Raw genomic sequence first — 25,970 nt, 5'->3', positions numbered from 1 at the left:
CGGTATCGGGCAGGGGCGGGTAGGGGAAAGGCCCCGCCCGCCTACCCCCCGCGCCGGCTCTCCGCCTCGAACCCGTCCAGGATCCGGTCGATCGCCCGCGCGAACACCTCGTCCAGATCGATCACCCCCGGCCCCGACGTCAGCGTCCGCGCCATCCGCGGATACTCCCCCTCCGACAGCACCCGCATCAGATAGGCCGCCCGCACGGCCTCCTCCTCCCCCGGCGGGTACGGGGAGTTGCGGGCCCGTTCCGCCGTCGACAGCTCATTGGAGACGTAGGTGGTGATGACGCCGTTGAGCATGGCGAGCAGTTCCACCTTCGTACCGCTCTCGACGTCCAGCGGTTCCATCACCCACAGCGCGTACTCGAAATAGCGCAGGGCGTTCGGGCTGAAGCCGTAGACGGGCGACATCAGCCGGGGCACCCAGGGATGGCGGTGCATCAGGGCGCGCGTCTGCCCGGCGAGCGCCTTCAGGTCGGCGCGCCAGTCGCCCGACGGCTCCCGCGAGAGGTCGTAGTCGGCGACGACCGCGTCGACCATCAGCTCGTAGAGCTCGTCCTTGCGCGGCACGTAGTTGTACAGCGACATCGTGCCGCAGCCGATCTCGGCGGCGACCCGCCGCATGGAGACGCCGTCGAGCCCCTCCGCGTCGGCGACGCGCACGGCCGCCGCCGCGATCTCGGCGCGGGTGTGCGCGGGGCGCGGACCGCGGCCGGCCCTTTCGGGGCGCGCCCAGATCACCTCGGGGCGGGCCGTTCGGCCGCTGGCTGCCATGAATCATCACCTCGCCCACCATCCTAGTTACGTACGGCGTACGTAGTGGAGTATGGTCGCGCCATGACTACGTACGCTGTACTTAGTGAAGGTCTGGAGAAGCGTTTCGCCGGTGTCCACGCGCTGCGTGGCCTCGATCTGGCCGTGCCGGAGGGCACCGTGTGCGGCCTGCTCGGGCCCAACGGCGCGGGCAAGACGACGGCCGTCCGCCTCCTGACGACGCTCCTCACTCCCGACGCGGGCACCGCGCGGGTCGCCGGGCACGACGTCGCGCGGGAGCCGGCCGAGGTCCGCCGCGCGATCGGCGTCACCGGCCAGGCCACCTCGGTGGACACCGATCTGACGGGCCGCGAGAACCTGCGGCTGTTCGCCCGGCTGCACCGGCTGCGGGGCGACACCGCGCGCGCCCGCGCCGAGGTGCTGCTGGACCGGTTCGGCCTCGGCGCGGCCGCGGACCGCCCGGCCCGCACCTACTCCGGCGGCATGCGCCGCCGCCTCGACCTCGCCGCGAGCCTGCTCACCCGGCCCCGGGTGCTCTTCCTCGACGAGCCGACCACGGGCCTCGACCCCGCCAGCCGGAACGCGATCTGGGAGGTGGTCCGCGAGCTGACGCTCTCCGGCACCACCGTGCTGCTGACCACGCAGTACCTGGAGGAGGCGGACCAACTCGCCGACGACGTCGTGCTGATCGACCACGGCCGGGGCACCGCGCGCGGTACCCCCGACGCGCTGAAGGCGGAGATCGGCGCCTACGCGGAGGTGGTCGTCGCCGAGGACGCCGCGCTGCCGGGGGCCGCGGTGGTCCTGGACCGGCTCACCGGCAACCGCCCGGCCCTGGACACCGGCCGCCGCACCGCGGGCGCGGCGACCGCGGACGCCTCGCTCACCCTGCCGCGCCTGGTGCGCGAGCTCGACGCGGCGGGCGTGCCCATCGTGGACGCCGCGCTGCGCCGGCCCACCCTGGACGAGGTCTTCCTGCGCCTCACCGCCGGCACGAAGACCGGCACCGGTACCGACACCGACACCGAGGGGATCGCCGCATGACCGCCTTCGCCCTGTCCGACAGCCGGGCCATGCTCGGCCGCAACCTCCGGCGGATGCGCCACGCGCCCGGACTGTTCGTCATCACCATGACGATGCCCGTGACCATGCTGCTGTTCTTCGGCTACGTCTTCGGCAGCGCGATGGTGGTGGCCGACGGCGGCGGCTACCGGGCCTATCTGGTGCCGGGCCTGCTCGTGGCGACCGCCGTGAACGGCGTCATGACCGCGATGCTGGCCTCCGCCCAGGACTACCAGCGGGGCGTGATGGACCGTTTCCGCACACTGCCGATGAGCCGCTTCGCGATCCCGGCCGGACAGACCGCCTCCGACGTCCTGCTCGCGGCGCTCGGCCTGGTGCCACTGGTGCTGTGCGGGCTGGCGATCGGCTGGCGGATCGAGGGCGGGCCGGCCGCCGCGGTGGGCGCCTTCGCGCTGCTGCTGCTCTTCCGGCTGGCCACGGCGTGGACGGGGCACTACCTCGGGCTGCTGGTGGGCACCGAGGAGGCGGCGGGCCAGCTGGGCGCGGCCACCTTCATGCTGCCGCTGCTGTCGAACGCGTACGTGCCGACCGACGGGATGCCGGGGTGGCTGCGGACGGTGGCGGAATGGAACCCGATCAGCGCGGTCGTCACCGCCTGCCGGGACCTCTTCGGCAACGGCGGCCCGGCCGCGGACGCCTCCTGGCCGGTCGCCCATCCCGTCCTGGCGTCGGTCGGGTGGTGCGTCCTGCTGCTGGCGGTGTTCGTGCCGCTCACCGTCCGGCGGTACGGGCGCGACTCGGCCTGACGGCACGTCGACGGGGATCCGGACGGCGAGCGGCGGGGATGCCTCGGGGCGGGCGGGCGGCAGCGCCGTGCGACCGCCCCCGGGGAGTGGGTGCGCGGCCGACGGCGCCGGGCCGGGTCGGTGCGGCGGGCTCCGCGATCCGGGTCGGGGTCCGGGTCAGCCGTGGTTGCCGAACAGCGAGCGGCGCAGCCGTCTCAAGGGGGCGAAGAGCGAGACCTTGGCGGTCCTGCCCTGCTCGGCACGCTTGTGGTCACGCGAGGTCAGCTCACGCATGAGCAGGGTCGCGCCCTCGGCCTCCCGCTGCGGGACGGCAGGGCCGCCCAGCACCGCGAGATGGCGGTCGAGCCGCGCGCTCGAGGCGCTGCTTTTGCAGTTGATGGCGGGCACTCGTGCCCGCCCGCGCATTGCTATCTGATCCATCGAAGTCTCCCCACCCGTACGAGGCACCCGGCCCAGGCAGGGTAACCCTACCGCCCCTTTCCGTCACCCACGCATCGGCGGTGCGGATTCACCGTTACGTCAAGGGCGTTGACGAACCTGGCGTGAACCTGCCGTCACTGTGGGCGAGTTGAACCGGGGCGGAATATACGGATCCGGGGGCGATCACGCTCCGTTGCGGTACATTCACCCGGAATCGCTCTCTTACGGGAGGGAGCCCGGCGATGAGCGGGGATTCCGGGGTTTCCGGTGCGGGCCGGGGCGCCCGGCTGGTGGCGGGCCGTTACCGGCTCGTGGACCGGCTGGGGCACGGCGGCATGGGCGTGGTGTGGCGGGCCCGTGACGAGCTGCTGGACCGCGAGGTGGCCGTGAAGGAGGTCCGCGCGCCGGCCGCCCTGCTGGAGCACGAGGTGGGCCTCCTCTACGCGCGACTGGAGCGCGAGGGGCGCGCGGCGGCGCGGATCGCGCACCCCAATGTCGTCACCGTCCATGACGTGGCGACCGAGGACGGCCGCCCCTGGATCGCGATGGAGCTGGTCCGCGGCCTGTCGCTGGCCGATGTCCTGGAGGCTGAGGGGCAGCTCGCACCGGCGCGCGCGGCGCACATCGGCGCGGAGGTCCTGGCCGCGCTCCGAGCCGCTCACGGGGTGGGCGTGTTGCACCGCGACGTGAAGCCCGGCAACGTCCTCGTCGCGAACGACGGCCGGGTGGTCCTCACCGACTTCGGCATCGCGACGGTCCAGGGGAACACGGCGCTGACCCGGACCGGCGAGCTGGTGGGCTCCCCCGAGTACCTCGCGCCGGAGCGCGCGCTGGGGCGTCCGCCGGGGACCGCCTCGGACCTCTGGTCGCTCGGGGTGACGCTGTACGCGGCGGTGGAGGGCTTCTCCCCGTTCCGCCAGGACACCCCGCTGAGCACGATGCGGGCCGTGGTGGACCAGGCGTTCCCGCCGCCGCGCCGGGCGGGCGCCCTCACGCCCGTACTGGAAGGGCTGCTGCGCAAGGACCCGGCGGAGCGGCTCGGCGCGGCGGAGGCGGAGCGGATGCTGCGCGCCGTGGCGGCGGGCACCGCCCCGGACGTCCCCGGCCCGGCGCCGGACGTCCCGTACGCCCCGACCGTCCTCGCCCACCCCGCGCCCCCGGCGCCGGGCACGGCGCGCGCCGGCGGGGGCGCGCCGTCCGGGACCGGCGGCACCGGCCCGGTGGACCCGTCCGGCGGGCGGCGGAGGCGGACCGGCCTCGTGGTGGCGACAGCGGTCCTGGTCGCCGCCGCGCTGACGGGCGGGCTGATATGGGCGCTGGCGGGCCGTGACGACGACCCGTCCGGCGATACCCCGTCCGGCGAGGGCAAGGACGCCGGGGCGGGCTCGTCCCAGGCCACGGGCGCCACCTCCGGCGACGGCCCGGTACGGGTCGCGCTCACCGCCGTGCGCGACCGCTACACCGGCCCCTGCCCGCCGCCGGAGGCGTCCGCGCCGGCCTTCTCCGCGACCGTCACCGTCGGCCGGGTGCCGGTGGAGGTCACCTACCGCTGGGTGACGGGCAGCGGTAGAGTCACGGACGGCGATTGGCGGACCGAACGTTTCACCGAACGGCGCACGACCGTACGGCACACGGAGTCCGGGCGCCGGGCATCGGACCCGGGCAAGGACTGGATCGCGGTCGAGATCAGGAGCCCGCAGCGACTGACCTCCTCTCATGTCCCGTTCACGGTGGCTTGCAGGAAGGAGCCGACGGACCCCACCTCACCACCCGCCTCACCCTCACGTCCCGGCTCACCGAGCGGCCAGGGCAAGCCGTCGGCGTCGGCGGGCAAGCCGTCGGGGACGGCGCGTTCGGAGGGTACGGAAGGTACGGACGGCGGTACGACCTACGGCGGTGCCGTAGGGGCGGGTCGCTCAGGCGGCTGAGGTGAAGACCGGCAGGTAGCCGCCCGACTGCCCGGCGGCGTTGGGGTGGTAGGACTCGTCCACGGGCAGCGCCACGCTGTTGAGCCAGGGCTTGCCGGAGCAGAGTTCGTGTCCGGCGAACGTGGTGTTGATGTCGGCGTAGGTGAAGCCGTGGTCGGCGGCGCGCTTGGCGATGACGGTGTCGATGTGGTCGGCCGCGGCGTTGATGGCGGAGCGCTTCTTCTCGCTCAGCCCGCCGATACAGCCGCCGCCGAGACGGTAGAAGCGTGGATAGCCGATGACGACGACGTGGGCGGCGGGGGCCTTGGCCTTGATGGCGGAGTAGACCTTGTCCAGCTGCCCCGGCAGGGTGCCGCTGATGTACGCGCGCGCCTGGTCGATGCGGCCCAGGCAGGCGCTGTCGCCGTTGAACACGCAGGTCGTCATGGTGTCGGCGAATCCGGCGTCGTTGCCGCCGACGCTGATGCTGACGAGCCCGGTGCCGGCGTTCAGCGGGCCGAGCTGGCCGCTCAGCACATCACCCGTACGAGCGCCCGAGCAGGCGGTGAAGGCGAAGCTCGACGGGGTGTGGGCCGCGGCCCAGAGGACGGGGTAGGACTTGGCGCTGCGCTTGCAGGCGCCGCTTTCCCCGTAGTAGCTGCCGGCGCCGACGCCCGAGGAGTAGGAGTCGCCGAGGGCCACGTAGCCGGTGGCGGCGGCTCTCCGCTCCGCTCCCGGCGCTCTCTCCTCGGCGTGCGCGGCCCCGCCCGCGCCGAGCGCGAGGGCGGCGGTGAGGGCGAACGCCGAGACGGAACTCACGAACCAGGACAGTTTCATGGACTCTCCTTTACCAGGGTTTTCCGATGTGTCCTGGATAGCAGCCACGGAGGGTTGCCGGAAGTGTCCATGTCAAAACTGCGGTGAAAGGGAAGCGGTCGACTTCGCGACGGGAAAGATTTCTGACGGGGCGCCAGTTTTCCGCCGAAGTTCATTCGGCGGAAAGGATCCGGTTCCACCTCGATGGCGTAACCGGAGGCTGTTTGCACAGCCTTCACATCTTGACGGGCCTCCGCCGATTGCGCGACATTGAAGGCTTCGGCATCCGGCGCTTCGGGGGGCAAAGTCGCCAATGCAGAGCTTCACAGATCCCACCGGTCTCACCGATCCCAATAGTCCGTCCGAACCTTCGATCGACGAATGCGGCGACGCCGGGAGGAGACCGCCGGCCGGGGATTCCCTCCCCATGGTGGCGGGGGCCGCCGCGGCCATCGCGGGAATCGGCGCCGTGCTCGCGCTCGCCGACATCGGCTCGCCGCTGCGGGCACCGCTCACCCTGTTCTTCCTGATCGTCGCGCCCGCGTGCGCCGTGGGGGCCGCGCTGCGGGGGCTCGATCCGCTCAGCCGGTCGGTGGTGGCGGCCGGCGGTGCGGTGGCCGTCGATCTGCTGATCGCGCAGACCATGCTCGCGCTGCACGTCTGGACGGTGCGGGGCGGTGTGGCCGCGGTCGCGGCCGTCAGCCTCCTTCTGTTCCTGCTGGCACACGCGCGGCGCCATCGGGGTCGCACGGAGAGAAGTCGGACGTCCTGAGGTGAACATCAGCGTGTACCGCCCGGGCGAGCTCACGGCAGCCGACCGGGCGGCGTGGACAGCTCTCCAGTCGCGGGCGGTGGCGGACGGCTCGCCGCAGCTCGCGAATCCTTTCCTCGCACCGGAGTTCGCCCTGGCCGTGGGCCGCTGCCGGGCCTCCGCCCGGATAGCGGTGGTCCGCGAGGACGGCGAGCCGGTGGGCTTCTTCCCCTACCAGCGGACCGCGCTGGGCGTCGGCCGGGCGATAGGTCTCGGGGTCTCGGACGCCCAGGGGCTGGTGCACGGCCCCGGGTTCCAGTGGGACGCCCGCGAGCTGCTGCTCGCCTGCGGGCTGTCCGTGTGGGAGTTCGACCACCTGGTGGAGGGCCAGAAGCCGTTCGAGACCGGCGCCTCCGGCTCGTACGCCTCGCCGGTCGTCGACGTGGAGCAGGGCTTCGGCCCCTACCTCGCGGCGCTGCGCAAGCAGTCGCCCAAGTTCACCCGCACCACGCTCGCCAAGGAGCGCCGGATGGCCCGGGACCTCGGCGAGGTGCGCTACGTCCACGACGAGCGCGATCCGGACGCGTTGCGCACCCTGGTGGGCTGGAAATCGGCTCAGTACCGAAGAACGGGACGCAGCGACCGCTTCGCGCGGCCCTGGATATCCCTCCTGGTCGAGCAGCTCTTCCACACCCGCACCGAGTCGTTCGCGGGGCTGCTCTCGGTCCTCTACGCCGGCGACCGCCCGCTCGCGGCCCACTTCGGGCTGCGCTCGCGGTCGGTGCTCGCCTGCTGGTTCCCGGCGTACGACCCGGCGTTCGCCAAGTACTCCCCGGGTCTGGTGCTGCACCTGCGGATGGCGGAGGGGGCCGCCGCCGCGGGCCTGGCCTATCTGGACCTCGGGCGCGGCGAGAAGGCGTACAAGGACTCGCTGAAGACCCGGGAGCTCAGCGTCTCGGAGGGCTGGGTGACCCGGCGTCATCCCGTCGCGCTGGGCCACCGGATACGGCGTGCGCCGGTGCGGGCGCTGCGCAACACCGTGCTGGCCCGGCCGGAGCTCTTCGAGCCCGCGGACCGATTGCTGAAACGCATGGGGCGCATTCGCGAAGGAGGGTGAGGCGCATTGCGCCGGTAATGCGCCCCTAATGCGCCGTCAACGGCGCACAACGTCAACTGGACGTATGAATCGGGCGCAAAAAACACCCAAAGGAGGAGTCACCGCACCACCTCTTGCCATACAGTCTCAAGCATCAATACCGTCGTACATCCACCCGCATCGGCCCATCGGTAAGCGGCTCAAGGGGAGGGCTCAAGCGTCGCGATGGTGTCCGGGGCGGGAGCGCGGTGGGGGGTGCCGCGTTCGGTAGGACCACAGTCGCCGAGTCGCGTACCGCGCGGACGGCAGCCGTTGCATCTCACCTTGCCCATGTGGTGATTCACGCCGCCCGGGCCTGGGTGAATACCCCCTTTTCGAACCGGATACGTCACCGGACCGCTCGGGGAGAGCGGTCCACCGGACGAGAGGGAAATCTTCCATCATGAGTTCCTTCCTGCGGCCCGCGGCCGATCAGGAGCCGGCGACGGCCGGCCCGTATCGCCCCGTGAGCTCGCATTTCGCGATAGCGCCACCGGTGAGCGTCGTGATCCCCGCCATGAACGAGGCCGAGAACCTCCCGTACGTCTTCAAGACGCTGCCGGAGTGGATCCACGAGGTCGTCCTGGTCGACGGCAACTCGACGGACGACACCATCGGGGTGGCCCGCTCCCTGTGGCCGGGGGTCAAGGTCGTCCAGCAGCTCGGCAAGGGCAAGGGCGACGCCCTGATCACCGGTTTCGCGGCCTGTTCGGGCGAGATCATCGTGATGGTCGACGCCGACGGCTCCGCCGACGGCAACGAGATCGTCAGCTATGTCTCCGCGCTGGTCGGCGGCGCGGACTTCGCCAAGGGCTCCCGCTTCGCCAACGGCGGCGGCACGGACGACATGACGCCCATCCGCAAGCTCGGCAACCGCGTCCTGTGCTCCCTCGTCAACCACAAGTTCGGCGCCCGCTACACCGACCTGTGCTACGGCTACAACGCCTTCTGGAAGCACTGCCTGGACGAGATCGCCCTGGACTGCGCGGGCTTCGAGGTGGAGACCCTGATGAACATCAGAGTCGTCAAGGCCGGACTGCGCGTCCAGGAGATCCCGAGCCACGAGTTCGTCCGCATCCACGGCGCGAGCAATCTGCGGGCCGTGCGCGACGGACTGCGGGTCCTGAAGGTCATCCTGCGGGAGCACGGCGCCCGGCGCCGGCGCCGCCCGCAGCGGCTCGCCATCGCACCGGCGGCGAACCGCGGGGAAGTGTCTTGAGCACCACTTCCCCACCGGGCGTGTCGGTGGTCATCTGCGTCTACACCGAGGACCGCTGGGGCGACATCCTCGCCGCGGTGGCCTCGGTGGCCGACCAGTCCCGGCCCGCCCTGGAGACCCTGGTGGTCGTCGACCACAACCCCGCCCTGCTGCGGCGGCTCGCCAAGCTGTACGGGGACGACGGCGCCGGCGCGCCGGCCGACCGGGTCCGGGTGCTCGCCAACGCGGGCCCCCGCGGCCTGTCGGCCGGCCGCAACACCGGCATCGCGGCCTCCTCCGGCGAGGTGATCGCCTTCCTCGACGACGACGCGGTGGCCGAGCGGGACTGGCTGCGGCACTTCGCCGAGGCCTACGCCGACCCCCGGGTCATGGCGGTGGGCGGGCGCACCCAGCCCGTCTGGGAGTCCCGGCGGCGGCCCGCCTGGTTCCCGGAGGAGTTCGACTGGGTGGTGGGCTGCACCTACCGCGGTCTGCCGCCCGGCCGGGTCCGGGTGCGCAACGTCCTGGGGGGCAACGCCTCCTTCCGCCGGTCCGCGTTCACCGTGGCCGGCGGCTTCGCCAGCGGCATCGGGCGCGACGGCGACCGGCTGCCGCTGGGCTGCGAGGAGACGGAGCTGTGCATCCGGCTCACCCGGGCGATGCCGGAGGCGGTGCTGCTGATCGACGACCGCGCGGTGATCCACCACCGGGTGCCGGCCGCCCGCGAGCGGTTCGGCTATTTCCGCACCCGCGCGTACGCCGAGGGCCTCTCCAAGGCCCTGGTGTCCCGGAGCGTGGGGGCGCGGGAAGGGCTGGCGACGGAGCGCCGCTACGCCACGCGCGTGCTGCCCGCCGGTGTGGCGCGCGGGGTGCGGGACGCCCTGCTCGGCCGGGCCGGCGGCGCGGGCCGGGCGGGGGCGATCGTGGCGGGCGTCGCGGTGGCGGCGGGGGGCTACGCCCTCGGCCGGGTCCGCGCGTACCGGGGCGGAGGCCGGTACGCGGTGGCGGGCGTCGCCGACGTGGCGGACGTTCCTACGCCGGCGGTGCCTCCCGACCCGCCCGGACCGGAGGCCGGCCCATGAGCGTGGACCGTGTCCCGATACTGATGTACCACTCGGTGGCGCACTCACCGGCCCGGGCCACCTACGGGCTGTCGGTGTCCCCCGAGGCGTTCGCGGCCCAGATGCGGCTGCTGGCCGAGCGGCGGTTCACCCCGCTGACGGCCCAGCAGCTGGCGGCGGCGTGGCGCACCGGCACCGGGCTGCCGGAGAAACCGGTGCTGATCACGTTCGACGACGGCTACGAGGGCGTGCACCGGCACGCCCTCCCGACGCTCGTCGAGCACGGCTTCGCGGCGACGTTGTTCGCTTCCACGGGGTGGGTGCGCGGCGCGCACGATTCCGGTGGCGCGCTCGATCTCATGCTGAGCTGGGACCAGGTGCGGGAGCTGGCCGCGGCCGGGGTGGAGATCGGCGGGCACAGCCACTCCCACCCCCAGCTCGACCAGCTCACGGACGCGCAGCTGTGGTTCGAGGTCGCCCGGTGCCGGGAGATCCTGGCGGAGGAACTGGGCGAGCCGCCCGTGTCCTTCGCCTATCCCTACGGTTACTCCGACCGGCGGGTGCGGAACACCGTGCGCGCGGCCGGTTTCACGATATCCCTGGCCGTGGGCAACGCCCTCGCCGAACGCCCCCAGGGCCCGTACGCCCTGGAGCGGGTGACCGTGCGCCGGTCCACCGGCCTCGGGGAGTTCGAGCGGCTCGTCGAGGGCCGGGGCCTCGGCCGGCTCTTCGTCAGGGACCGGGTCCTGACGAAGGGGTACGCCGTCGTCCGCAGAACCCGACAAGTCGTCAGGAAGGCAAGCGAAGCCCGTGTCTGACACGTCCACCCGCGCCCAGGAACGGGAGACGGCGGGTCCGGCCGGCCGCAGGCTGCGGCTGCCGGGCCGGGGCGGCGGAAGCCCGCTGTTCCGCAACGCCTTCGCGCTGATGCTCAACACCGGCATCAGCGCCGTCCTCGGTGTGGGGTACTGGCTGATCGCCGCCCGTTACTACTCGGCGGAGGCGGTCGGCCAGGGCTCCGCGGCCATCGCCGCGATGAAACTCCTGGCGGGCCTCGCCGCGGTCACCCTGACCGGGGCGCTGGCCCGCTTCATCCCCATCGCGGGGCGGACGACGGGCCGCCTCGTGTTCCGGACGTACGCCGGGAGCTCGCTGCTCGTCGCGCTCGCGGCGGGCGTCTTCCTGCTGACGCTCGATCTGTGGGGCCCGTCGTACGGCTTCCTGCACGGCGGCCTGCGCGGGTCCGTGTTCGTCCTCGCCGTGGTGGCCTGGTCCGTGCTCACCCTCCAGGACGGGGTGCTGACCGGGCTGCGCAGCGCGTTCTGGGTGCCGGTGGGCAACACCGTCTTCTCGGCGGCGAAGCTGGCGCTGCTGGTGGCCGTGGCGTCGGCGCTGCCGATGTCCGGGGTCTTCGTCTCCTGGATCGTCTCGATCGCCGTGTCGGTGCTGCCGCTGGGCTGGCTGGTGTTCCGCAAGCTGGTGCGCCGGCACGTGGCGGCGACGGAGGCGACGGCCCGGCCGGCGTCCTCCCGGGAGATCGGGCGCTTCCTCGCCGGGGACTACACCGGCTCGCTGTTCTCGCTGGCCGTGGTCTATCTGGTGCCGGTGATCATCGCCTCGCAGGTCAGCTCCACCGACAACGCCTACTTCTACATCACCTCCACCATCAGTGGCACGGTGAACCTGCTGGCCATCAACATGGGCGCGTCGCTGACCGTCGAGGGCGCGCACGACCCGGAGCGGCTGGCGGAGAACTGCCGGGCGGCACTGGGCCGGATGGCCCGGATCATGGTGCCGGTGTGCGTGCTGCTCTTCGTCCTCGCGCCGTACATCCTGGGGGTCTTCGGGCGGGGCTACGCCGACGCGGCGACGCCGCTCCTGCGGTGGTTCGCGGTGGGCGCGGCGCTGCGGGTGGTGATGGAGGTCTATTTCGCGGTGCTGCGGGCGCAGAACCGGACGGCGGGCCTCGCCTATCTCCAGGGGCTGTTGTGCGTGCTGGTGCTGGGGCTGACGCTGGTGCTCCTGCCCCGGATGGGGCTGACGGGCGCGGGGGTGGCGGAGATCATCAGCCTCACGGTGATCGTCAGCGTCGCGGCGGTCAAGCTCCGCAAGATCCTCCGGCCCACGTCGGCGGCGAAGTTCGCGGGTCCCGTGGCGTACGCGCCGCATGTGGCGCCGGACGGCGATCTGGCGGACCTGGCGGTCCGGGGTGACCGGCGGGACGCCCCCTCGGACGAAAGGCGGGAGGTCCGGCGCGGTATCGCGCGGGGGTTAGGGCGGGAGGCAGGGCCTCCCGCCGCCGGGCAGCGCGAGGGCGCCGGCTACGGCACCCGCTGGGCACTGCGGGCGGCGCTGGACGCCGACACGATGCCGCTGGGCGTGCGGCTGGACTTCGACCATCTGGAGAGGCGCCCCGATCTCCGGCACACCCCGGAGGCGGTCAACCTGTCCCCCGCCGCGAAGCCGCCCGTCTCCAAGGCGGCTCCCCCTTCCCAGCCTTCCCAGGTTTCCCGGACCTCCCCGCCCCCGCAGCCCCCCGCGCCCGAGCGTGCCGCGCGGCCGGACGCCGCGAAGCCCACGCCCGCGCAGGCGTCCGCCGTGGCCCCGCCCGAAGGTGACGGGCCCCCGGCCGGGGAGCCCGCGGCCCCGGCGACCGGCGGCGAGGCGCCCGTCGCGGCGAGCGGGCCGGTGCCGTGGTGGCGGCGCCCCGAGGCCGGGGTCTGGCTGCTGCTGACGGCGGCCCTGGCGCTGTACTGGGCGCCGCTGGCGTCCCTCGGCCGCGCGGATCTGGACGGCATGGGCGGGCTCGGGCTGGTGTCCGTCCTGCCGGTGGCGACACTGCTGGGCGCGACCCTGCTGGTGGTCGCCTTCGTGGGCGCGCTGCGGCTGGGCGAGCAGCGCCGGCCGCTGCTGGTCGCGGTGCTGCTGCTGACGGTGGTCTCCCTGCACGCCGTGCCGGCGGTGCTGGAGGAGCAGCCCCGGTTCGCCACGGCCTGGCAGCACCTGGGGTTCCTGGACTTCATCGACCGCACGGGGGTGGCGGCGCCGGATCTGGACGCCCGCTGGAGCTGGCCGGGCTTCTTCGCCGTCGCCGCCTTCGCGGCCAGGGCCTGCGGCGTCGGCGATCTGTCCGAGGTGCTGCGCTGGTGGCCCACCGTCCTCCAGCTGCTCTGCCTGGCGCCGCTGGCACTGCTGCTGCGGGCCGTCCGGGCCGGGTGGCGGGCGAAGTGGACGGCGGCCTGGCTGTTCGTCCTGTGCGGCTGGGTGGGGCAGGACTACTTCTCGCCGCAGGCGCTCAACTACTTCTTCTACCTGCTGTTCGTGGCCGTGCTGCTGGTCTGGTTCCGCTGGCCGAGGCAGCTGCGCGGGAAGCTGCTGCCGGGCGAGGCCGAGGTGGCGCCGGCCGGCCGCCGGGAGCGCGGGGCGCTGCTGGCGCTGCTGGTGGCGCTGTTCGCCGCCTCGGTCGTCAGCCATCAGCTCACCCCCTTCGTGATGCTGGGGGTGCTGACCGCGCTGGTCCTGGTGCGCCGCTCCACCCTGCGCGGGCTGCCACTGCTGTGCGGCGTGATGCTGGCGGTGTGGGTGGGGTTCCTGGCCGAGCCGTACTGGTCGGGCCACTTCGACGAGCTGTTCGGCGGGCTGGGCTCGCTGGGCGGCAATGTCTCCTCGTCCGTCTCGGGCCGGATCGAGGGCGGCAGCGCCACCCACAAGCTGGTGCTGTACATCCGGGTGGCGCTGGCGGGCGGGGTGCTGGCCGCCGCCGCGTTCGGCTGGTGGCGCCGGCGCAGGGCGGGCGTCGGTGACACGGCGCTGCTGGTGCTCACGGCGGTGCCGTTCCTCGCCTTCGGGATGCAGTCCTACGGGGGCGAGGTGGCGCTGCGCGTCTTCCTGTTCGCCCTGCCCGGGGCGTGTGTCCTCGCCGCGCTCGCGCTCTTCCCGCGCGCCGGGCGGCCGGGCGGCCGGGCGGTGGCGGGCCCGGTGGTCGCGCTGGTGGCGGGCCTGGTGCTCGTCCTCGGCTTCCTGGTGGCCCGCTGGGGCAACGAGCCCTTCGAGCGCGTCCGCCCCGGCGAGGTCGCCGCCATGGACTATGTGTACGCCCACGACCGGCCGACCGTGCGGCTGCTGTGGATGAGCAGCGACCCCGTCAAGAGCGTCACTCCGGCCGTGCCGTGGGGCAGCCGCGACATGGAGCGGGTGAACTACCGCCCGACGCTCGCCCCGCGCGACCCGGCGCGGGTGGACGACCTGGTGGGCGCGCTGCGGACGGCCGGGCCGGGCTCGTACCTCATGGTCAACCGGGGCCAGTCGGTGTATCTGGAGTTCGACGCGGGCTACGCCGCCGACTGGGACGGCCGGCTGCGGCGGGCCCTCGACGGCCGGCCGGAGCTCCGCCGGGTGCTCTCGAACGACGACGCGGTGCTGTACGAACTGACGGACCGGCCCGCGGGCGAGGTGCCCGTGCCGCGGCCGGGCCCGGCGGGCCCGCGGGTAACGTGGACGCCGGTGTCGGTGGCCGGGGCGCTCGCGGCGGCGGCGCTGCTGGTGCTGCTGACGGCACGGGAGCTGGTGCGGGTCGTGGCGGGTCCCGGCGTCCGGTGGCTGCGGTGGCTCCAGAGCTCGTTCTGGTTCGCGCTGCCGCTGCTGGTGGTGTTGCTGGCCGCGCTGGTGCAGCGGTTCGCGACGATGTCGTAGGGGTGCGGCCGGGCCGTGGCGGTGCCCCTGGCGGAGGGCGCCTCAGCCCAGCCAGCGGACCTCGTAGGGCCCCAGGTCGACGCCCCGGCCGTCCACCGTGACGGTGACGGGGCGGTCCTGGGTGTTGACGACCAGGGCGGTGTCCTCGGAGGCCAGGGCCCGCACCTCGGAGCGGCCGGGGCCCGCGAGCTCGGGGGTGCGGAGGGCCGTCGTGGGCGGGAAGGCCTTCGCGAAGCGGGCCAGCAGGCCGAGCATCGGCAGGCCCGTGCCGCCGTCCTTCAGCTCGGTGCTGCGCCACAGGCAGCCGGGGCAGTCGGCGGTGGTCTCCTGGGGGTTCCAGTAGAACGCGGTGGCGACGCCCGCGCCCGCCAGCTGCATCATGGCCGTGGCCTGGACGGCGGTGCGGTGCTCCTCCGTCCAGCCCTTGCGGTCGTCGTTCGCGTCGCCCGGCTCGACGTACCACTCGGACCACCAGACGGGCAGGCCGGTGGCCTTGCGCAGCCAGGCGGTGGTGTCGGCGAACTTCTGGGTGGCGCCGAACTCGTCGGGCAGCAGGCGGTTGCCGTCGCGGGTGTAGCTGGAGCCGTCGACGGCGACGAAGTCCGCGCCCTCCTTGTGGTCGTTCCAGTAGCTGAGGGCGTCGACGGCCCGCTGGTCGACGGAGCCCCAGGGGCCGCGCACGGAGGAGGCGTTGGAGCCCTCGCCGGGGGAATTGCTGTCCAGGCTCATATAGGGGCCGCCGACGGCGTTGTCGCCGTTCTGCTTCTTCAGTTCGCGGTAGACGAGGTTGTAGAGCTCGGTGTACCCCTCGTAGTTCCAGCGGTTCCTGGACTCGTCGAAGAAGCCCTTGAACTCGTTCCAGACGATGAAGTGGCGGACGTCCGGATAGCGCTTGGCGATCACTCCGGCGAGCTTGGCGAAGTCCTTGTAGTGCGCCCGGTCGGGCGCCGTCTCCAGGGACTTCTGGGACCAGTCGGTGCGGGGACCGCCGCCCTTCATCCAGTCGGGGGCGCAGCAGAGGGTGAGCACGGGGGTCCCGCCGGTGCGGCGCATCAGGGCGACGCGGCGGTCGAGGTCGCGGAAGTTGTAGGCGCCCGGCCTGGGCTCGGGGTTGTCCGCGCCCCAGCCCATGATGTGCTGGTTCTGCGGCATGGGGCTGCCGGAGAGCAGCTCGGCGACGGTGCGGCGGGCGGCGTCGCCGCCGTGGTCGGCGCTGTACTGGGTGTGGGTGAAGCCCCAGCCGAGGGTGGCGGGGACTCTGCTGCCGCCGCGCCCGTCCGTGCCGCCGGGGCCGAGCCCCGGGAAGCCGCCGGCGAGCATCGTGACCAGCAGTGCCAGGGCGACCAGGCCGGCGCCGGACAGGGCGATGATCCGCCACCGCCCCGCCCTGGCGATCACCCGTCCCACGCGATGACGTCCCATTGCGGCAAGCGTATCGGCGGCCGAAACCGTATGGGCGCCTTCCGGACGAACTCCGGCGGATCCGGCGAAAACCCGGGTGCGCGGGGGCGGTACGTGCCGGATCATGGGCGCCATGTGTGCCGAGCGCCGACCCGAAGCCAGGAGGCAGACCCTGCCCACCGAAGCGGACCCCACGCCCGCGGAGCGTTCCCTGCCGATCCGGTTGAACGTGGACGACAGCGACTCGCCGTCCGATGTCATCGACGCGCTCTTCCTGGGCCGGTTCGCCACCGGCGAGCAGCCCTACGCGCACAGCCACTCCGTGGACCGGGTGAGATCCGGGGCGACGCTGCTGCCGCCGGCCGCCACCGTGGTGCGCTCCGCGCGGGACGACGACCGCAGCGCGACCCTGGCCGAGGGCGAGGGCTGGACCCTGCTGGTGTCCCGCTGGAACCGCGGCGCGGACGTCTCCGTGACGGCGACCGGCGACGAGCTGGCGAAGTCGGTGCTGGCCCAGGCGGTGGAGGGCGCGGAGGACGAGCCCGAGCCCCAGCCCGAGAACGTCACGATGGGCTTCTGGTACGTCTCGCCGCGGCGCGGCCCGCACCGGACGACGCGCCAGATCTCGGCCGGCACCTGGGAGGAGGTGCGGGCCAACTACACGGCCCCGGTGGCGGACGCGCTGGACGGGCTGATGAAGATCACCCCGGCGGACGTCGCGGGCCGGCTGCTCCTCCTGCACGGCCCGCCGGGCACCGGCAAGACGTCGGCGCTGCGGACGCTGGCCCGCTCGTGGCGGGAGTGGTGCCAGGTGGACTGCGTGCTGGACCCGGAGCGGCTGTTCAACGACGTCGGCTATCTGATGGACATCGCGATCGGCGAGGACGACGGCACCGCGCAGGGCCGCTGGCGGCTGTTGCTGCTGGAGGACTGCGACGAGCTGATCCGCGGCGAGGCCCGGCACACGGCCGGCCAGGCGCTGTCCCGGCTGCTGAACCTCACGGACGGCCTGCTGGGCCAGGGCCGCAACGTCCTCGTCGGCGTCACCACCAACGAGGACCTGGAGCGGCTGCACCCGGCGGTGGTGCGGCCGGGGCGGTGCCTGGCCCGGATCGAGGTCGGGCCGCTGACGCGCAAGGAGTCGGTGGACTGGCTGGCGCGGGAGGCGCCGGGCAAGGAGGCGGGTCCGGGGCGGGAGGGGGCGACGCTCGCGGAGCTCTTCGCGCTGCGGCGGGGGGCGGGGCCGGCGTCCGTGCCGGCGCAGGCCGAGGGGGCGGACGCGGGTCTGTATCTGTGAGGTGGGGCGGGGGCCGGTGCCGGTGGCCCTCCGGGCGGGACTTGCCCTGCCCGCCCCTTCCCGGATGTCCTCGAACGCCGGACGGGCCGGTATCAGCCCGTCCGGCTCGTTCCGGCGGTCACGGCGTCTCCCCGTACGCCGCACGCAGTGCCTCCTCCGCCGCCGCCAGGGCCGCCGTGCGGTCCAGGCCCAGGCGGTGGGCGCGCTGCGCGTACGTCGCGGCCGCGGCGGCCGCCTCGCGGGCGGCCGTGTCGCCCGGGGCCGCGACGAACGTGCCGTTGCGGCCCCGGGTCTCGATGACGCCGTCGGCCTCCAGGGCGCGGTAGGCCTTGGCGACGGTGTTGGCGGCGAGGCCCAGTTCCTCGGCGAAGCCGCGTACGGTCGGGAGCTTGTAGCCCACGGGGAGGGCGCCGGTGCGCGCCCGTTCGGCGATCCGGGCGCGGATCTGCTCGTAGGGGGGTTCGGCCGCGTCGGGGTCGACGGTCATCTGCAAGGCCACGATGGGACTCCTGGCTGGGCGTGGGTCGTGCCCCCATTGTGCGCCAGGGGTCCGGTCACAGCTCCAGCGTGACGCCGTAGCGGCGCAGCCAGGTGTCGAGGCCGAGGGCGAGCTCGGTCGCGGTGCGGTAGCGGCTCCCGCCGCCCTCGGCGAGCGAGGCGGTGGCGGTCGCGGTGTCGAGGAGGGGGCGGGCGGGCGCGTCGGGGTCGGCGAGGAGCCGGCCGAGTTCGGTGCGCAGGGCGGCGTTGTAGCGGGGGTCCTGGGTGCTGGGGTAGGGGCTCTTGAGCCGGTCGGCGATCTCGGGCGGGAGGAGGTCGCGGGTCGCGGCGCGCAGCAGGGACTTCTCGCGGCCGTCGAAGGTCTTCATGGCCCAGGGGGTGTTGAAGACGTACTCGACCAGCCGGTGGTCGCAGAAGGGCACCCGGACCTCCAGGCCGACGGCCATGCTCGCCCGGTCCTTGCGGTCGAGGAGGTACTGCACGAAGCGGGTGAGGTGCAGGTGGCCGATCTCCCGCATGCGCCGTTCCAGGCCGGTCTCGCCGGGCAGGCGGGGCACTTCGGCGAGGGCCTCGCGGTAGCGGGCCTCCTGATAGCCGGGCACGTCGAGCTTGGTGAGGAGGTCGCCGTCGAGGAGGGCGGCGCGGCCCTCGCCCCGGCCCGAGAAGTGGTCGATGCCGCCGGGGGCGAGCCAGGGGAAGGTGCCCGCGTGGACGCTCTCGGGGGTGTGGAACCACCGGTAGCCGCCGAAGATCTCGTCGGCGGACTCCCCGGAGAGGGCGACGGTGGACTGTTCGCGGACGGCCTTGAAGAGGAGGTAGAGGGAGGTGTCGCCGTCGCCGAGGCCGAGGGGCACGTCGCGGGCGGTCAGGACGGCGGCGCGGTGGGCGGGGTCCATCAGGGCGGCGGTGTCGAGGACGATGTCGGAGTGGTCGGCGTGGACGTGCCCGGCGAGGGTGTGGGCGTAGGGGCCGTCGGGGGTGGAGCGCAGGGTGTCGGGGGTGAAGTGCTCGGTGTAGCCGGTGAAGTCGACCGAGAACGAGCGGACGGGGCCGTGGCCCGCGTCGGCGAGCCCCTTGGCGGCGAGCGCGGTGATGGCGGAGGAGTCGAGGCCGCCGGAGAGCAGGGTGCACAGGGGGACGTCGGCGATGAGCTGGCGGGTGACGATGTCGTCGAGCAGCTCACGTATGCGGTGGACGGTGGTGCGCAGGTCGTCGGTGTGCTCACGGGCCTCCAGGGCCCAGTAGCGGCGGAGGGTGAGTCCCTGTCGGCGCACCCGGAGGGTGTGGCCGGGCGGGAGTTCGTACATGCCCTTGTAGACGGCGTGGCCGGGGGTCTTGGTGAAGGCGACGAGCTCGGCGAGGCCCTCGGCGTCGACGGTGGGGCGGACGGCGGGGTGGGCGAGGATCGCCTTGGGCTCGGAGCCGAAGAGGACGCCGTCGGGGGTCGGGTGGTAGTAGAGCGGCTTGATGCCCATGCGGTCGCGGACGAGGAGGAGTTCCTCGGTGCGCGGGTCCCACAAGGCGAAGGCGTACATGCCGTTGAGGCGTTCGGTGGCGTCCTCGCCCCATTCGAGGTGGGCGTGGAGGACGACCTCGGTGTCGCTGCTGGTGCGGAAGGTGTGGCCGCGGCTCTCCAGTTCGGCCCGCAGCTCGCGGTAGTTGTAGACCTCGCCGCTGTAGGTGGTGGCGAGGAGGGTGCGTCCGTCGTGCTCGACGCGCATGGGCTGGGCGCCGCCCTCGATGTCGATGACGGCGAGCCTGCGGTGGCCGAGGGCGGCGTGGGTGTCGAGCCAGGTGCCGGAGGCGTCCGGGCCCCGGCAGGCCATGGTCCGGGTCATGGCGTCGAGGGTGTCCCGGGCGGTGGTGAGGTCCTGGTCGTAGGCGATCCATCCGGTGATCCCGCACATGGTCGCGGTCTCCCCTCTCGGTAGGCCGCCCGGGTGGGGTACCCGGGCGTGGCTCTGCCCCCGTGCAGCGCGTTCCGTCGTCGGCCGGCGGGCGTCCGGTGATCACCGCCCGCCATATAGATGCATTAACCATCTAAGCGTGCGCGAAACCTGAACGTCCCGTTCCAGGAGCACTCGAGAGCGACAACCGGCCGGAGTTTGCCCCCACTTGACCGGCCCGGTCCGGACCGGCCGGCCGGACCGGTGGACCTCGCTCAGGAGAGGAAATGGAAGGTCGGATTCGGGTGCATGAGGAAGTCGTGGTGGGAGATGTTCCAGGCGTACGCCCCGGCCATCCCGAAGGCGATCCGGTCCCCCGCCCGCAGCCGCCCGACCGGGACCCGGCGCGCGAGGACGTCCTTGGGCGTGCACAGCTGGCCGGTCAGGGTCACCGGCTCGGCCAGGGCCGCCGGGCGCGGCCAGGGGCGGTCCCACTCCTCGGCGGGCAGCACGGTGAACGGCTGGTCGTGCCCCTTGGCGGCGGGGGTGCGCAGGTGGTGGGTGCCGCCGCGGAGGACCGCGAAGGCCTCGCCGTGGCTGTGCTTGAGGTCGAGGACCTCCGTGACGTACCAGCCGCAGTGGGCGGTCAGCGACCGGCCGGGCTCGACGCGCAGGGTGAGGCCCGGGTGGGCGGCCGTGAGGGCGGCGAGGCCCGCGCCGTAGGCCGCCCAGTCGAAGCGGGTGTCCGGGCGGGCGTAGTCGACGGCCATGCCGCCGCCGGTGTTCACCTCGTCCAGGGGCAGGCCGTGCCGGCCGGCGAAGTCGCGGGCCCAGCGGACGACCCGGTCCGCGACGGCGAGCTGGGCCGGGGCGTCGAGGCCGCTGGCCAGGTGGGCGTGGACGCCGCGCAGCCGCAGCGGGCCGCCGCGCAGCAGGGGCGGGCAGGCCTCGGCGTCGCGCGGGTCCAGGCCGAAGGGGCCGGGCCGGCCGCCCATGGCCAGCACGGCGCCGTCCAGTTCGCCGTCGCCGGCCGGGAGGTTGACCCGCAGCAGGACGTCCACGGGCGCGCCGCCGGGCCGTTCCCCGGCGAGGGCGGCGAGGAGGCGCAGCTCGCTCACGCTCTCCACGTGGAAGCGCTCGGTGCCGAGGGAGAGGGCGAGGCGGAGCTCCTCCTCGGCCTTGCCGGGGCCGCCGAAGGCGAGCGGCGCGCCGGGCACGGCCGCCCGCACATGGGCGAGTTCGCCACCGGAGGAGACCTCGTAGCCGGTGACGTGGGGGGCGAGGGCGGTGAGGACGCCGGGGGCGGGGTTGGCCTTGGCGGCGTAGTACAGCTCGACGCGCTCCGGGAGGGCGGCGCGGACCTCGCGCGCGTACGCGCCCAGGGCGGCGAGGTCGTGGACGTAGGCGGGCAGGTCGGCCGGGGGCAGCCGCCGGGCGTGGCCGGCGACGCGGGGGGTGATCACGGCGTGGCGCTCCAGGGCTCGGCGCGGTCGGCGGTGGTGGTGGTGGGGAGGGTCGTGGTGGTGAGCGTGGCCAGCAGGTCCGACATCAGGGGGGAGGCGATGCGGACGTAGCCGGCGTCGCGGTCGGACTTGCGCTCCCAGCGGGTGAGCAGATTGGCCTTGGCGGGCAGGGGCGCCCCGGCGACCAGGGCGCGCAGCGGCGCCGGGTTGCCGTGCGCGGCGGCGCGCGCGGCGAGGACGCGGCGGACGGCGCACCACAGTTGGGGTTCGAGGTGGGGGTGGCGGTCGGCGAGGGCGGCGAGCATCTCGGCGACGTGGTTGACGAGCAGGCAGTACACGACGCGGTCCCAGCCGCGCTCGCGGCCGTAGGTCAGGGGCCGGGCGACGGCGGCGGGGAGGGCCGCGAGGGCGGCCGCGTGGTGGCCGGCGAGCAGCTTGGTGCCCTCCAGGTCGCGGAAGAGGACCTGCCGGGGGGTGCCGTCGGCGGCGACGCCGACGATCACGTTCTGGAGGTGGGGTTCGAGGACGACGCCGTGGTCGAAGTAGGCGGCGAGGACCGGGGGGACGAGCAGTCTCAGGTACGCGTTCCACCAGGCGAGGGCCCGCTCGGGGCCGGCGCCGCGCAGGAGGTGGCCGAGGTGGGCGCCGCCGGTGGGGTACTCGTCGGCGACGGCGGCGGCGAGGAGCCCGGTGAGGCCGGGGGCGAGGCGGGCGGCGAGCCCTTCGCGGACGATGACGCCGAAGCCCTCGGCGAGGTCCCGGCTGCCGAGGTCGAGGGTGCGGTAGGCGGGTTCGCGCAGCAGGTCGGCGCCGGGGAAGCGGGCGGCGAGGCCGGTGGCGACGGGCTCCAGGAGACGGGTGAGGGCGACGGCGCCGGCCAGCTCGTACTCGGCGTTCTTGCGCAGGCAGTTGGTGATGCGGATGTTGAGGCTGAACTTCAGGAAGTCCCGGCCGTCGTAGAGGGTCCGCACGGAGGCGGTGGGCTCGAACGCCTCCCCGCCGGGGCCCAGGTCGAGGACGTCGCCGCGGCCGAGGGCGGCGCGCAGGACGGGATGGCCGGCGAGCATGGCGTACTGCCAGGGGTGCACGGGCAGCAGGCCGTAGCCCTCGGGGACGGGGCGCTGCCGGTCGAGCGGGGCGAGGGCGCCCTCGGCCGCGGTCTCCTCGCGGATCAGCCGGCGGCGGACGGCCAGGTGGCGCAGGCGGAAGCGGGCGCGGGCCTCGGGGGCGTAGCGGCTCCAGTCGGCCGGGGCGCCGGAGCGGGCCTTGGGGGTGGGGTGGAAGCGGTGGCCGAAGAGCAGGGACTGCTCGGAGTCCATGTAGGCGTCGCCGGTGCCGGGCGGGCAGGCGGCGGCGAGGGCGGCCCGTACGCCGGCGTGGCTGGCGGCCACCTGGGCCAGGAACTCGTCGTTGCGGACGCCGGTGCGCAGCTCCAGCTCGCGGTGGATGTGCGTGGCGAGGGCCCGCCAGCCGAGCTCGGTCCAGGTCTCGCCGCGCCGTTCGGCGACGGGTCCGGTGAAGCGGTGGGCGCCGACGAGGGAGACGCGCCGCAGTCCGGCCCGGAGCAGGACGCCGCAGTGGGGCAGGCGCAGCAGCAGATGCCCGTCGGTGACGGCGGTCTGGTGCTCGGGGCCGGAGACCTCGCGGAGCAGGCAGTTGAGGAGCGTGTGGGCGACCACGTGGTCGGCGGAGGCCACCCCGGCGAGGGCGGTGGGTGCGGAGGACATCGGCGGCTCCAGCGGGTGCGGAGGAGGGTGGGGTGCGAGGGGCCGGGACGGAGGAGCCGGGCGGCCGGTCCTCCCGGACGGGGAGGCCGTCACCGGGCCGCGTCCCGGAGGTAGTTGGGGCCGTCGACGTAGTGCTTGTTGATGTCGGTGGCGCCGGAGCGCTCCTTGGTGAGCAGGGTGCCGGCGGTGATCATGGCCTTGACCGGCAGCCGGTCGGCGTCCAGGACCCGCAGGCGCAGGACGGTGGCGGCGCCGGGCGCGGTGTCCGCGAGGCGGGCGACGGCCTCGGCCAGCCGGGTGCGGAGCAGGGCGAGGAGGTCCGGGAGCGGGGCGAGGCCGAGGCGGCCGAGCTCGAAGGCGAGGGCGCCGGCGCACAGGTGGACGGCGATGGTCGCGAAGACGTCGGCCACGGGGGCGTCCCCGGCGACGAGGATCCGCCGGTCGTCGAAGCCGAGGAGGCCCCCGGCGGCTCCGCCGAGCCGGGCGGTGAGCCGGGCGGTGTGCACGCGGGGGCCGTCGTTGTCCTTGAACAGCAGGCGCAGCCGGGTGCCGCCGGCGCTCCGGTCGAGGACGAGGGAGGTGTTCTGCTGGTGGGACTCCAGGGCGATGCCGTAGCCGAAGAGGGTGGTGTGCCAGTCGAGGAGGAGGGTGAGGTAGGCGTCGAGGAGGGCGGTGAGCGAGCCGCCGTAGTAGAGGTCGGCGAGCTCCTCGGCGACGAGGGCGCCGCCCGGCGCGCGGGCGAGCAGCGCGGCGACGGGCACGACGTGGGCGCCCCGGAGGCCGGGCGGGTAGCGGCGGACGAGGGCGGCGAGGAGTTCGTGGCCGGCCTGGAGGTGGGTGCGTTCGTCGGCGAGGAGGACGGCGCCGACGAAGCGCGGCTCGCGGGTGACGACCTCTTCGAGGAGGCGCTGGCCCGCCTCGCCGTCGGGGAGGGTGCCGGGCTTGATGGTGCGGCGGTTGCGCAGCCCCAGGGTGGCGGTGGCGAGCGGCAGTTTGAGGTGGGTGGCCGGGTCGGCGGTCACGGCGACGGTGCGGGTGGAGAGCGTGGGCACCACGTCCAGCCAGGGCCGCTCGGCGAGGTGCGCGGAGCGGGTCGGGCCGCCCGTGCGGAGGGCCGCGGCGAGGGGGCCCGCGGCCGTGAGGGGGTGGACGGGCAGGGCGAGGTGGGTGGCGTCGAGGGCGGGCAGGCCGAGGAAGGCGGGGGTGGGCCACCAGCGGGGCAGCCGGCCCGGGTCGCCCTGGACGGCGGCGCGCGGGAGGACGAGCCAGCGCAGGGCGAAGGTGGGGTGGAACTCGGGCGCGTAGGCCCGTAATTCGGGCTCGGTGAGGCCCGCGCGGGACCGGCCGGTGGGGTAGACGGGGTGGTCGCGGAAGGCGGCGAGGGTGTCGTAGGCGACGGAATGGCGTAGTCCGGTCCAGTGCGCGGTGCGGGGGCCGTGGGCTCCGGCGAGCCGGGCGAGGACGTCCTCGCGGACCTCGCCCTGCAACCGGATGGTGGCGAGGGCCTCGTCGCACTCGGCGAGGAAGGCGTCGTAGCCCGCCCGGTCCTCGTCGGGTGCCGCGGCGCGCAACCGGGCGAGGACGGGCCGCAGCCCGGTGAGGGTGCCGTCGGCGGTCTCCACCACCGGGCTGCGGGCGGCGATCTCGCACTGGAAGCCCTCGGGGCCGACGGGCAGCAGCAGGGTCTCCTCGCCGGCCCTGATCCGCAGCCAGTCGCCGTCGGGGCGCGCCTCGGGGCGCGCGCCGCCGCGCAGGCCGTAGACGTCCTCGCGGAGCAGGGTGCTGAGGACGCGCTGGAGCAGCTCGCCTTCCACCACGTCCGTACCGGTCAGGCTCATGACACGATCTCCCAGCGCCGAGTGGCCAGGAATTCCTCGACGGCGCGGTCGATCCGGCCCTGATCGGTGCCGGTCGCCCGCAATACCCCGAGATAGTCGCGGTTGGTGCGGTAGAGCGGGTGCGCCTCGCCGGTTCGCCTCAGCGGCCGGTAGACCAGCCGCACGCCGTCGTTCTCGCTGTCGCTCGCCGGGGGTGCCGTTTCGAGCGTACCCCCGCGACCGGCGCATACATACTCCACGCGCGCCCGGCCGTCCGCCCGCGCGCCGAGGTCGGCGGGAAGCCGTTCGCCGAGATGGGTGCGCAGGATGTGCGCGAACAGGGGGATGTCCAGCACGTCGGCGAGGAGCAGGTCGCACTGGTCGCCTATGGCGCGGTAGTTGACCTCGACGAGGCGGGCGCGGTCGCCCTGGGCCACGTATTCGGTGTGGCAGACGCCGAAGCCGACGCCGAGGGCGCGGAGCTGGGCGAGGACCCGGTCGCTGTGCGGCCGCGGCGGGGCCGGGAGCAGTTCCAGCCGTTCCTCGACGAAGTGGGGCAGCGGGGACAGGCGGGTGCGGAAGGCGGCGAGGGTGTGCAGGACGTGGCCGTCGCCCAGGGTCTCCAGCGTGTGGAGCGGCCCGTCCAGGTACTCCTCGGCCACGAGCGCGGCGCCGGGGCGGCGGGCGCGGATCTCCCGGCAGCGGGCGGCGAGTTCGTCCGCGTCCACCGCGAGGACGACGTCCTCACTGGCCACGCCCTCGCGCGGCTTGACCACGCAGGGGAAGGGGAGACCCTCGGACAGGGCCGCCCGGGCGGCGAACGCGGCCACGTCCTCGCCGGGGCCGAGCTCCACGGACCGCACGATGTCGGCGCCGGCCTCGGCGAGGGCGCGGCGGAGCTCGGCCTTGTTCTTGGTGCGCAGCGCGGCCTTCCAGTCCTTGCCCGGCAGCCCGAAGTAGCCGGCGGCCAGGGCGGCCTGGGTCTGGAGGTGGTCGCTGTTGGTGAAGACGGCGTCGGGCCGGGCCCGCGGCCCGCCCCGCGAGATCCGGCCGACGACCTCGCGGATGTCCCGTACGTCGCAGCCCACGACGTCGAGCGCGGGGAGGGCGCCCGCCGCGCCCCCGCCGGCCTCCTCGTACGCGCGCCGGTGCGCGTCGGGCTGGTCGGTCAGCAGGGTGACGTCCAGTCCGAGCCGGGCGGCGGCGGGCAGGAAGCCGTCGGTGACGGAGTCCGTGGGGTTGAGCGCGAGGAGGTGGAGCCGCATGGGGGTACGCCTTTCGGCAGGCCGCGGGGGA

Annotated in this window: 20 protein-coding genes; 10 read left to right on the top strand and 10 right to left on the bottom strand. The window is 74.2% G+C overall.

Annotated features, from left to right (window positions below; all coding sequences use genetic code 11):
* Positions 1 to 41: 41 nt before the first annotated feature.
* Positions 42 to 776, bottom strand: a complete 735-nt coding sequence (locus SMD11_RS26175; protein WP_087928786.1) for a TetR/AcrR family transcriptional regulator — start codon at positions 774 to 776, stop codon at positions 42 to 44.
* Positions 777 to 839: 63 nt separating this feature from the next.
* Between SMD11_RS26175 and SMD11_RS26170 the strand changes: the two genes are divergently transcribed.
* Together SMD11_RS26170 and SMD11_RS26165 are read left to right on the top strand one after the other, a co-directional pair.
* Positions 840 to 1,820: an ATP-binding cassette domain-containing protein gene (locus SMD11_RS26170; RefSeq protein ID WP_087928785.1), complete on the top strand. Its 981-nt coding sequence runs from the start codon at positions 840 to 842 to the stop codon at positions 1,818 to 1,820.
* On the top strand, positions 1,817 to 2,605 hold the full coding sequence (locus tag SMD11_RS26165; RefSeq protein WP_087928784.1) for an ABC transporter permease: 789 nt from the start codon (positions 1,817 to 1,819) through the stop codon (positions 2,603 to 2,605). The genes SMD11_RS26170 and SMD11_RS26165 overlap by 4 nt, the downstream gene beginning before the upstream one ends.
* 156 nt (positions 2,606 to 2,761) lie before the next feature.
* Here the strand turns inward: SMD11_RS26165 and SMD11_RS26160 are convergent, their stop codons facing one another.
* Entirely contained in the window at positions 2,762 to 3,025 is a 264-nt protein-coding gene (locus tag SMD11_RS26160) for a hypothetical protein (protein ID WP_087928783.1), read from the bottom strand.
* Positions 3,026 to 3,267: 242 nt separating this feature from the next.
* Here SMD11_RS26160 and SMD11_RS26155 point away from each other — a divergent pair, with 242 nt between their 5' ends.
* Positions 3,268 to 4,953, top strand: coding sequence for a serine/threonine-protein kinase (locus SMD11_RS26155; RefSeq protein WP_087928782.1), 1,686 nt, complete (start codon positions 3,268 to 3,270; stop codon positions 4,951 to 4,953).
* Here SMD11_RS26155 and SMD11_RS26150 read toward each other — a convergent pair.
* Positions 4,942 to 5,769 carry an SGNH/GDSL hydrolase family protein gene (locus SMD11_RS26150; protein ID WP_087928781.1) on the bottom strand — a complete coding sequence of 276 codons (828 nt, stop codon included), beginning with the start codon at positions 5,767 to 5,769 and terminating at the stop codon, positions 4,942 to 4,944. The genes SMD11_RS26155 and SMD11_RS26150 overlap by 12 nt on opposite strands.
* 292 nt (positions 5,770 to 6,061) lie before the next feature.
* Between SMD11_RS26150 and SMD11_RS26145 the strand changes: the two genes are divergently transcribed.
* From SMD11_RS26145 to SMD11_RS26120, 6 genes are all read left to right on the top strand, one after another.
* Positions 6,062 to 6,520 (top strand): hypothetical protein, encoded by a 459-nt coding sequence (locus SMD11_RS26145; protein WP_087928780.1) that lies wholly within the window; start codon positions 6,062 to 6,064, stop codon positions 6,518 to 6,520.
* Position 6,521: 1 nt separating this feature from the next.
* Positions 6,522 to 7,616 (top strand): GNAT family N-acetyltransferase, encoded by a 1,095-nt coding sequence (locus SMD11_RS26140; protein WP_087928779.1) that lies wholly within the window; start codon positions 6,522 to 6,524, stop codon positions 7,614 to 7,616.
* Positions 7,617 to 8,037: 421 nt separating this feature from the next.
* Positions 8,038 to 8,853 carry a glycosyltransferase family 2 protein gene (locus tag SMD11_RS26135; protein WP_087928778.1) on the top strand — a complete coding sequence of 272 codons (816 nt, stop codon included), beginning with the start codon at positions 8,038 to 8,040 and terminating at the stop codon, positions 8,851 to 8,853.
* Positions 8,850 to 9,914: a glycosyltransferase family 2 protein gene (locus tag SMD11_RS26130; RefSeq protein ID WP_087928777.1), complete on the top strand. Its 1,065-nt coding sequence runs from the start codon at positions 8,850 to 8,852 to the stop codon at positions 9,912 to 9,914. Before SMD11_RS26135 ends, SMD11_RS26130 begins: the two co-directional genes overlap by 4 nt.
* Positions 9,911 to 10,711 carry a polysaccharide deacetylase family protein gene (locus tag SMD11_RS26125; RefSeq protein ID WP_087928776.1) on the top strand — a complete coding sequence of 267 codons (801 nt, stop codon included), beginning with the start codon at positions 9,911 to 9,913 and terminating at the stop codon, positions 10,709 to 10,711. Before SMD11_RS26130 ends, SMD11_RS26125 begins: the two co-directional genes overlap by 4 nt.
* Positions 10,704 to 14,585: a lipopolysaccharide biosynthesis protein gene (locus SMD11_RS26120; RefSeq protein WP_087928775.1), complete on the top strand. Its 3,882-nt coding sequence runs from the start codon at positions 10,704 to 10,706 to the stop codon at positions 14,583 to 14,585. The genes SMD11_RS26125 and SMD11_RS26120 overlap by 8 nt, the downstream gene beginning before the upstream one ends.
* Before the next feature lie 42 nt (positions 14,586 to 14,627).
* Here SMD11_RS26120 and SMD11_RS26115 read toward each other — a convergent pair whose 3' ends face one another.
* Entirely contained in the window at positions 14,628 to 16,007 is a 1,380-nt protein-coding gene (locus tag SMD11_RS26115) for a xylan 1,4-beta-xylosidase (protein ID WP_087928774.1), read from the bottom strand.
* A gap of 112 nt (positions 16,008 to 16,119) precedes the next feature.
* Here SMD11_RS26115 and SMD11_RS26110 point away from each other — a divergent pair, with 112 nt between their 5' ends.
* Entirely contained in the window at positions 16,120 to 17,283 is a 1,164-nt protein-coding gene (locus SMD11_RS26110; RefSeq protein WP_199843955.1) for a DUF5925 domain-containing protein, read from the top strand.
* 118 nt (positions 17,284 to 17,401) lie between these two features.
* On the opposite strand, the gene SMD11_RS26105 is transcribed toward SMD11_RS26110, so the two are convergent.
* From SMD11_RS26105 to SMD11_RS26080, 6 genes are all read right to left on the bottom strand, one after another.
* Positions 17,402 to 17,782, bottom strand: coding sequence for a GntR family transcriptional regulator (locus tag SMD11_RS26105; RefSeq protein WP_087928772.1), 381 nt, complete (start codon positions 17,780 to 17,782; stop codon positions 17,402 to 17,404).
* 55 nt (positions 17,783 to 17,837) lie between these two features.
* Entirely contained in the window at positions 17,838 to 19,688 is a 1,851-nt protein-coding gene (asnB, locus tag SMD11_RS26100) for an asparagine synthase (glutamine-hydrolyzing) (protein ID WP_087928771.1), read from the bottom strand.
* A gap of 254 nt (positions 19,689 to 19,942) precedes the next feature.
* Positions 19,943 to 21,130 (bottom strand): type III PLP-dependent enzyme, encoded by a 1,188-nt coding sequence (locus SMD11_RS26095; protein ID WP_087928770.1) that lies wholly within the window; start codon positions 21,128 to 21,130, stop codon positions 19,943 to 19,945.
* The gene (locus tag SMD11_RS26090; RefSeq protein WP_087928769.1) at positions 21,127 to 22,857 is read right to left on the bottom strand and encodes an IucA/IucC family protein; all 1,731 of its coding nucleotides are present in this window, start codon (positions 22,855 to 22,857) and stop codon (positions 21,127 to 21,129) included. The genes SMD11_RS26095 and SMD11_RS26090 overlap by 4 nt, the downstream gene beginning before the upstream one ends.
* 89 nt (positions 22,858 to 22,946) lie before the next feature.
* On the bottom strand, positions 22,947 to 24,695 hold the full coding sequence (locus SMD11_RS26085) for an IucA/IucC family protein (RefSeq protein ID WP_087928768.1): 1,749 nt from the start codon (positions 24,693 to 24,695) through the stop codon (positions 22,947 to 22,949).
* Positions 24,692 to 25,939: an ATP-grasp domain-containing protein gene (locus SMD11_RS26080; RefSeq protein WP_087928767.1), complete on the bottom strand. Its 1,248-nt coding sequence runs from the start codon at positions 25,937 to 25,939 to the stop codon at positions 24,692 to 24,694. Before SMD11_RS26080 ends, SMD11_RS26085 begins: the two co-directional genes overlap by 4 nt.
* Between the last annotated feature and the right edge of the window lie 31 nt (positions 25,940 to 25,970).

Origin of the sequence: Streptomyces albireticuli (assembly GCF_002192455.1) — a bacterium.
Lineage (GTDB): Bacteria > Actinomycetota > Actinomycetes > Streptomycetales > Streptomycetaceae > Streptomyces > Streptomyces albireticuli_B.
This window is presented reverse-complemented; position numbering and strand designations above follow the sequence as displayed.

What these genes read in the sequence shown, in the direction of transcription:
- SMD11_RS26110 (WP_199843955.1), top strand. Translation starts at nt 16,120, where the DNA reads ATGTGTGCCGAGCGCCGACCCGAAGCCAGGAGGCAGACCCTGCCCACC.
- SMD11_RS26135 (WP_087928778.1), top strand. Translation starts at nt 8,038, where the DNA reads ATGAGTTCCTTCCTGCGGCCCGCGGCCGATCAGGAGCCGGCGACGGCC.
- SMD11_RS26165 (WP_087928784.1), top strand. Translation starts at nt 1,817, where the DNA reads ATGACCGCCTTCGCCCTGTCCGACAGCCGGGCCATGCTCGGCCGCAAC.
- SMD11_RS26160 (WP_087928783.1), bottom strand. Translation starts at nt 3,025, where the DNA reads ATGGATCAGATAGCAATGCGCGGGCGGGCACGAGTGCCCGCCATCAAC.
- SMD11_RS26145 (WP_087928780.1), top strand. Translation starts at nt 6,062, where the DNA reads ATGCAGAGCTTCACAGATCCCACCGGTCTCACCGATCCCAATAGTCCG.
- asnB (WP_087928771.1), bottom strand. Translation starts at nt 19,688, where the DNA reads ATGTGCGGGATCACCGGATGGATCGCCTACGACCAGGACCTCACCACC.
- SMD11_RS26170 (WP_087928785.1), top strand. Translation starts at nt 840, where the DNA reads ATGACTACGTACGCTGTACTTAGTGAAGGTCTGGAGAAGCGTTTCGCC.
- SMD11_RS26090 (WP_087928769.1), bottom strand. Translation starts at nt 22,857, where the DNA reads ATGTCCTCCGCACCCACCGCCCTCGCCGGGGTGGCCTCCGCCGACCAC.
- SMD11_RS26155 (WP_087928782.1), top strand. Translation starts at nt 3,268, where the DNA reads ATGAGCGGGGATTCCGGGGTTTCCGGTGCGGGCCGGGGCGCCCGGCTG.
- SMD11_RS26085 (WP_087928768.1), bottom strand. Translation starts at nt 24,695, where the DNA reads ATGAGCCTGACCGGTACGGACGTGGTGGAAGGCGAGCTGCTCCAGCGC.
- SMD11_RS26125 (WP_087928776.1), top strand. Translation starts at nt 9,911, where the DNA reads ATGAGCGTGGACCGTGTCCCGATACTGATGTACCACTCGGTGGCGCAC.
- SMD11_RS26175 (WP_087928786.1), bottom strand. Translation starts at nt 776, where the DNA reads ATGGCAGCCAGCGGCCGAACGGCCCGCCCCGAGGTGATCTGGGCGCGC.
- SMD11_RS26150 (WP_087928781.1), bottom strand. Translation starts at nt 5,769, where the DNA reads ATGAAACTGTCCTGGTTCGTGAGTTCCGTCTCGGCGTTCGCCCTCACC.
- SMD11_RS26080 (WP_087928767.1), bottom strand. Translation starts at nt 25,939, where the DNA reads ATGCGGCTCCACCTCCTCGCGCTCAACCCCACGGACTCCGTCACCGAC.
- SMD11_RS26115 (WP_087928774.1), bottom strand. Translation starts at nt 16,007, where the DNA reads ATGGGACGTCATCGCGTGGGACGGGTGATCGCCAGGGCGGGGCGGTGG.